This is a genomic window from Heyndrickxia sp. FSL W8-0496 (assembly GCF_038007825.1).
Classification (GTDB): Bacteria; Bacillota; Bacilli; order Bacillales; family Bacillaceae_C; genus Heyndrickxia; species Heyndrickxia oleronia.
This window is the reverse complement of record NZ_JBBOXX010000001.1, coordinates 5,231,988-5,238,763: the sequence shown is the minus strand read 5'-3', so window position 1 is coordinate 5,238,763 and position 6,776 is coordinate 5,231,988. Positions and strand designations below refer to the sequence as shown.

7 protein-coding genes are annotated in these 6,776 nt (G+C 35.0%); 6 read left to right on the top strand and 1 reads right to left on the bottom strand.

The window, feature by feature from the left end; genetic code table 11:
* The coding region (locus NST63_RS26445) for a DnaA N-terminal domain-containing protein (RefSeq protein WP_341044130.1) at positions 1–330 on the bottom strand (330 nt) is incomplete at its 3' end.
* Between the two features lie 688 nt (positions 331–1,018).
* On the opposite strand from NST63_RS26445, the gene rpmH reads away from it, so the two are divergent.
* The 6 genes from rpmH (at position 1,019) to mnmG (ending at position 6,759) form a co-directional block, all read left to right on the top strand.
* The gene (rpmH, locus tag NST63_RS26440) at positions 1,019–1,153 is read left to right on the top strand and encodes a 50S ribosomal protein L34 (protein WP_058005146.1); all 135 of its coding nucleotides are present in this window, start codon (positions 1,019–1,021) and stop codon (positions 1,151–1,153) included.
* A 117-nt stretch (positions 1,154–1,270) separates the two neighbouring features.
* Positions 1,271–1,621: a ribonuclease P protein component gene (rnpA, locus tag NST63_RS26435; protein ID WP_212944903.1), complete on the top strand. Its 351-nt coding sequence runs from the start codon at positions 1,271–1,273 to the stop codon at positions 1,619–1,621.
* 122 nt (positions 1,622–1,743) lie between these two features.
* Positions 1,744–2,517: a YidC family membrane integrase SpoIIIJ gene (spoIIIJ, locus tag NST63_RS26430; protein WP_212944904.1), complete on the top strand. Its 774-nt coding sequence runs from the start codon at positions 1,744–1,746 to the stop codon at positions 2,515–2,517.
* Positions 2,514–3,149 (top strand): RNA-binding cell elongation regulator Jag/EloR, encoded by a 636-nt coding sequence (gene jag, locus NST63_RS26425; RefSeq protein WP_212944905.1) that lies wholly within the window; start codon positions 2,514–2,516, stop codon positions 3,147–3,149. The genes spoIIIJ and jag overlap by 4 nt, the downstream gene beginning before the upstream one ends.
* A 289-nt stretch (positions 3,150–3,438) precedes the next feature.
* Positions 3,439–4,824 (top strand): tRNA uridine-5-carboxymethylaminomethyl(34) synthesis GTPase MnmE, encoded by a 1,386-nt coding sequence (mnmE, locus tag NST63_RS26420; RefSeq protein WP_341044129.1) that lies wholly within the window; start codon positions 3,439–3,441, stop codon positions 4,822–4,824.
* 42 nt (positions 4,825–4,866) lie between these two features.
* Complete coding sequence (gene mnmG, locus NST63_RS26415) at positions 4,867–6,759, top strand: tRNA uridine-5-carboxymethylaminomethyl(34) synthesis enzyme MnmG (RefSeq protein ID WP_058005141.1); 1,893 nt, start codon at positions 4,867–4,869, stop codon at positions 6,757–6,759.
* The last annotated feature ends 17 nt before the right edge of the window (positions 6,760–6,776 follow it).

Sequence of the window (6,776 nt, the reverse complement as noted above, 5' to 3'; positions counted from 1 at the left end):
ATTTTGAAATAATTCTGTTGGTTCCTCTGTTTTAGGGCCAATTTGTGGTGTACTCCTCATTTGAATATCCTCATCATCTTGATTTTGAGGAATAATAAATTTTACAGTTAGCTCTTCGCCTGTTATTTCATAGAGGACTTCTGAAATTAACGGGACATAACGACCTTCTAGCCAATCTCTAGCAAAATCATTAGGTACTGAAACGATAAATGTATTTCCTTTTAATGAATGTGCCTTTGTTGACTTGAGCCAAGTCTCAAAGCTGGGCTTACTGATCTTTTTTTCAATTATTGATAAAGCTTTATTCCAAAGATCAGCTATATTTTCCAAAACCATACCCTCCTTTTTTAATTAATAGTTATTTTAGTAAGCAACGTAACATTGTTACATACGTATTCAGAATCTATATAATAAATTTTACAAAGTCGTCTATCTTAATAGTGTAGCTTAATCATTCCTAAAGTGTTGTGGAAAACTTATAATAAGGAAAGAAAATAGATTTCGACAGTATCCACTGATTGTGGACAAGTTTATACATAGCTTGTTTAAAAACTATCCACAAGATATCCACAATTTGTGGATATCTTAGTTATGCACATATATTTATTCAGAGTGAAAACACAATAATCATATCAAATAATTATAGGCGTTGCAACGAAATTTAAAAATTGTCCACAACTCAATGAAACTGAGGAAAAAAATAATCCACAGGCTATTAATTTGTGAAAAACTTGTCAATAATTGTTGTGGATATAAAAATTCGTGTCGATAATTATCCACAAGCTTATTTTTTTCCTTTTAAAATAAATAATATCTGCAATTGGAAAAAGTATTCTCCTATAGGGAGTTGACAATTATAAAAGTTGATATTTATAATTAATAGGACTGTCTTTAACTTATAAGTATTTTTAAAAAATATTGTTGCTTAAAAAGCAATCGGTTATAATTTTTTTATAGGTTTAACCACTATTCAAAAACAGTCTACTAATATAAAAGATCCTCGAGGGAGGTGTCATAAATGAAAAGAACATATCAACCAAACGCTCGTAAAAGAAGTAAAGTTCATGGATTCCGCGCACGTATGAGTACAAAAAATGGACGTAAAGTTCTAGCTAACCGTCGTCGTAAGGGAAGAAAAGTATTATCAGCGTAGACCACTGAAACGTCTCAGTGGTTTTTTTTTCATCTTTATTTAGTGGAATGAAAGCATGGGAAAGATTAGTGGAGCTGTGGTACAAGCCACTTCTAACAGTATTGAGAGTGATTACTATTGAAAAAACTATATCGTATTAAAAAAAATGATGAATTCCAAAAGGTATTTAAAAAAGGAAAATCATTTGCAAATCGCCAATTTGTAGTATATGTCCTTAAAAAAAGGGATCAAGACCATTTTCGTATTGGTCTATCTGTAAGTAAAAAGATAGGCAATGCGGTGAAACGAAATGAAATAAAGCGTTATCTTCGACAATCCATCCATGAATTGCAGGAATGGATTGAACAAGGTAATGATTATGTGATTATCGCACGGAAACCTGCGGCCGACATGAATTTCCATGAAGTAAAAAAGAGTATTCAACATGTTTTTAAGGTAGCGAAAGTAATTAAAAACCTTAAACAATAAAGGTTCTTCCTTTATATGTTTTTTTATGTAAGGAAAAAGGGGTTGTTTATTAAGGATTAAGCATTTACTTTTTAAACAATCCTCAATTATATAGCTTTTTATATTAAGGGAGGAAACTACGCTTGAAAAAAAGAATATTTCTAATAATCGCAATCGTCGGTTTGATGACGGTACTTGCGGGCTGTACGGAATTTAATAAAGATATTACTCCTGACAGCAAGGGTTTTTGGAATGAATATATTGTATGGCCACTATCATGGGTAATCAAAGAGGTTGCCAAATTATTAGGGAATAGCTATGGACTATCTATTATAGTCGTTACAATAATCATTCGCCTTATTATTTTGCCATTAATGATTAAGCAAACAAAAAGCTCAAAAGCAATGCAAGTAATCCAACCAGAACTAAAGAAGCTAAAAGAGAAATATAGTTCAAAGGATGCTGTGACACAACAGAAATTACAGCAGGAAACAATGAAGTTATTTCAACAATATGGCGTTAATCCTTTGGCTGGATGTTTACCATTAATCATTCAAATGCCTATATTAATTGGATTTTATCATGCAATTAATCGGACACCAGCTATTCGTGAATCTATGTTTTTATGGTTTGATCTAGGCTCACCAGATTATATTTTAGCGTTTGTTGCAGGGGTAACCACTTTCCTTCAACAAAAAGTGATGATGGCTGGTCAGGATCAAAACCCGCAAATGGCCATTATGCTTTGGGTTATGCCAGTGATGATTATTGTTATTGGAGTAAGCCTACCTGCTGCATTACCCTTATATTGGGTAGTAGGAAATATCTTTATGATGATTCAAACGTACTTTATTAAAACTCCGGCAATACAGAAAGATACTACAACAGTGGGTAAAGCGAGGGGAGTTAAAAAGTGAAGGAATATACTGCTAAAGGACATAGTGTCGAAGAAGCAGTCGAGTCAGCCTTACGAGAACTAAATGTAACGAAGGAACGTATTGAATATCAAGTAATTGATGAAGGAAAAAAGGGTTTGTTTGGCCTTTTTGGGAGTAAACCTGCTATTGTTCATGTACAGCTCAAACCTGATCCGATTGAAGAGGCAAAAATCTATCTAGTCGATGTTATAAAAAAAATGGGAATTGATCCTCACATTGAGATTAAAACAGAGGGGAAAATTGCTGAATTTAAAATCACTGGAAAAAATATAGCATTACTTATAGGCAAAAGGGGACAAACGTTAAATTCCTTACAAGTACTTACTCAGTTAATTGCTAATCGATATACGAATCAATTTATTAATATAGTGTTAGATGCAGAAAATTATCGGGAACGAAGGGAATATTCTCTTATCCAGTTAGCTGAACGATTAGCTGAAAAGGCCATTCATACAAAACGGCCTGTAACATTGGAGGCGATGCCTTCCTTTGAGAGAAAAATTATTCATAATGCATTATCCCGAAATAAAAAAATTCAAACTCATTCAGAAGGTGAAGAACCAAATCGCTATTTGGTCATTCATCCAGTTGTGAAAAATCCAAGCAATTAGTGCTTGGATTTTTTTGCGTCTGCTTGTCAAGTAAATGTTATCATGTATAGGGCCCGGCACTTTTTTTGATCCCCAATATCGTCTTCATCTATCTATTACCTGCTTTCTTGTTATTCACATGTGGATAAGTTAAAATAAATATCATTAAAAAACGAAATTGTGGATAAAACTTTCTGCTTTTTTTAACGTTAAGAATTTGTTATTCTAATATTTTGGGGATAACTATTTCAGTTTTACAACTATTATTTTTTAAATAGATGATATTAACTAAAGAAATGAGGTGAAAGTGATGGAATTTGATACTATATCAGCGATCTCAACTCCGATGGGTGAGGGAGCAATAGCGATTGTTCGGCTTAGTGGTGATCAGGCAATTGAAATTACCGATAAACTATTTGTTGGTGTGAGCGGGAAAAAGCTTGAGAATGTGAGCTCTCATACTATTCACTATGGTAAAATAATTGATCCAACTACAGATGAAGTAGTAGAAGAAGTGATGGTAAGTGTGATGAAAGCACCAAAAACATTTACTAGAGAAAATGTTGTCGAGATTAACTGCCATGGTGGTTTAGTTTCAGTGAACCGCGTGTTGCAGCTTGTTTTAAGATATGGAGCAAGATTAGCTGAGCCAGGGGAGTTTACGAAAAGAGCCTTTCTAAATGGACGAATTGATTTGTCTCAAGCTGAAGCAGTAATGGATTTAATTCGTGCGAAAACTGATCGTGCGATGAATATTGCATTGGGGCAAATGGAAGGAAGACTATCAAAGTTAATTCAAAAACTACGCCAGGAAATATTAGAAGTAGTTGCTCATGTAGAAGTGAATATCGATTATCCAGAATATGATGATGTAGAAGAAATGAGCCATCGAATGTTAAAGGAAAAGGCAAATTATGTTCGAGCTGAGTTAAAGAAGCTTCTACAAACGGCAGGTCAAGGAAAGATATTAAGAGAAGGACTTTCTACTGCTATAATCGGTAGACCTAATGTAGGAAAATCCTCCCTATTGAATAGCTTAGTTCAAGAAAATAAAGCCATTGTAACGGATATTCCAGGAACAACTCGTGATGTAATTGAGGAATATGTAAATGTTCGCGGTGTCCCACTCCGCTTAGTAGATACAGCAGGTATTCGTGAAACAGAAGATATTGTTGAGAAAATCGGTGTGGAGCGCTCTAGAAAAGTACTAAAGGAAGCCGATTTAATCCTTCTTGTATTAAATTATGCAGATGATTTAACAAAGGAAGATGAGCAGTTATTTGAAGCGGTAAAAGGAATGGATGTTATTGTTATTATTAATAAAACCGATTTACCGCAAAAAATAGATATGGAGAAAGTAAAAGAGCTATCCAATGAACATAAAGTAATTACAACCTCCTTATTAGAGGAAAAGGGTGTTGATGACTTGGAGGAAGCCATCTCATCCATGTATTTTCAAGGTTCAATTGAAGCTTCTGATTTAACGTATATTTCAAATAGCCGCCATATTGCATTAATTGGGCAGGCATTAGATGCGATCGAGGACGTTTTAAGTGGAATAGAATTTGGAACGCCAATTGATATTATTCAAATCGATTTAACACGTACATGGGAGTTGTTAGGTGAAATAATAGGGGATACTGTACAAGAGAGCTTAATCAATCAATTATTTTCACAATTTTGTTTAGGAAAATAAATATACAAATAAACAGTTTTAAAAGGTAAGGAGGGAAATATCATGCAAAAATACGATGCGGGTGAATATGACGTAATCGTCGTTGGTGCCGGTCATGCGGGCTGTGAGGCAGGACTTGCTGCAGCAAGAATGGGTGTCAAAACCTTAATGGTGACCATTAATCTTGATATGGTTGCCTTTATGCCATGTAATCCTTCGGTAGGAGGCCCTGCAAAAGGTGTAGTTGTACGGGAAATAGACGCACTTGGTGGCGAAATGGGGAAAAATATCGATAAAACCTATATTCAAATGAGAATGTTGAATACAGGTAAGGGCCCAGCGGTTCAAGCGCTTCGTGCCCAAGCAGATAAGTTCCAATATCAAAATGAAATGAAAAAAACACTTGAGAATGAGCCAAACCTGACATTGCTTCAAGGTATGGTTGAGGAATTAATCGTAGAAGATGGAATTTGCCGTGGTGTTGTTACTAAAACAGGTGCTGTGTACCATTCGAAGACGGTTGTTATAACAACAGGAACGTTTTTACGAGGTGAAATTATTATTGGGGACTTGAAATATTCAAGCGGACCAAATAATCAACAGCCATCTATTAAACTTTCTGAGCACTTGGAAGAACTAGGATTTGAGCTAGTTCGTTTTAAAACTGGGACACCACCAAGAATTAATAGTCATTCAATTGATTATAGTAAGACAGAAATACAACCAGGTGATGAAGTACCTCGAGCGTTCAGCTATGAAACGACAAAATATATTACGGATCAATTACCATGCTGGTTAACATATACAAATGAACAAACCCACCAGATTATTGATCAAAATTTACATCGATCTCCTATGTTCTCAGGTATGGTAAAAGGAACTGGTGCCCGTTACTGCCCATCTATTGAGGATAAGGTTGTACGTTTTTCTGATAAACCAAGACATCAAATCTTTTTAGAGCCAGAGGGAAGAAATACACAAGAAGTATATGTACAAGGACTTTCAACAAGCCTTCCAGAAGAGGTTCAGCAGAAGATTTTAGCAACAGTTCCTGGCTTAGAGAAAGCACAAATGATGCGTGCTGGATATGCGATTGAATATGATGCCATTGTACCAACACAACTATGGCCAACATTAGAAACGAAAACTGTGAAAAATCTTTTCACTGCAGGCCAAATTAATGGTACTTCTGGATATGAGGAAGCGGCAGGCCAAGGATTAATGGCTGGAATTAATGCTGCAAGAAATGCTCAAGGAAAAGAAGGCGTTATATTAAGTCGATCAGATGGCTATATTGGCGTATTATTAGATGATTTAGTAACGAAAGGAACAAACGAACCTTATCGCTTATTAACTTCTCGTGCTGAATACCGTTTATTACTTCGTCATGATAATGCAGATCTTCGTTTAACAGAGCTAGGCTATCAAATAGGATTGATTAAAGAAGAAAGATATGCAAAATTTATGGAGAAGAAAGAATGCATTGAAGCGGAAATCCAACGTTTACGTTCGATTATTATTAAGCCGAATGAAAAAACACAGGATTTAATTCGTCAAGCGGGTGGAAGTGAATTAAAGGATGGTATCCGTGCTTCAGATTTACTAAAGCGACCAGAAATGTCATATGCCCATATTCATGAACTTGTACCTGCAGAAACAACATTACCGCAGGAAGTTACTGAACAAGTAGAAATTCAAATTAAATATGAAGGGTATATTGATAAATCACTACAACAAGTAGAAAAACTAAAAAAATTAGAAGACAAGAAAATTCCAGAGGATATCGACTACGATGCAATTAATGGAATTGCTACTGAAGCTCGTCAAAAACTAAGTAAGGTACGTCCACTATCAATTGCCCAAGCTTCAAGAATCTCTGGTGTTAACCCATCTGATATATCAATTTTGCTCGTATATATTGAACATGGCAGAATAGCAAAGGTAGCTAAAGAATAATCATTAAGGGTGGACAT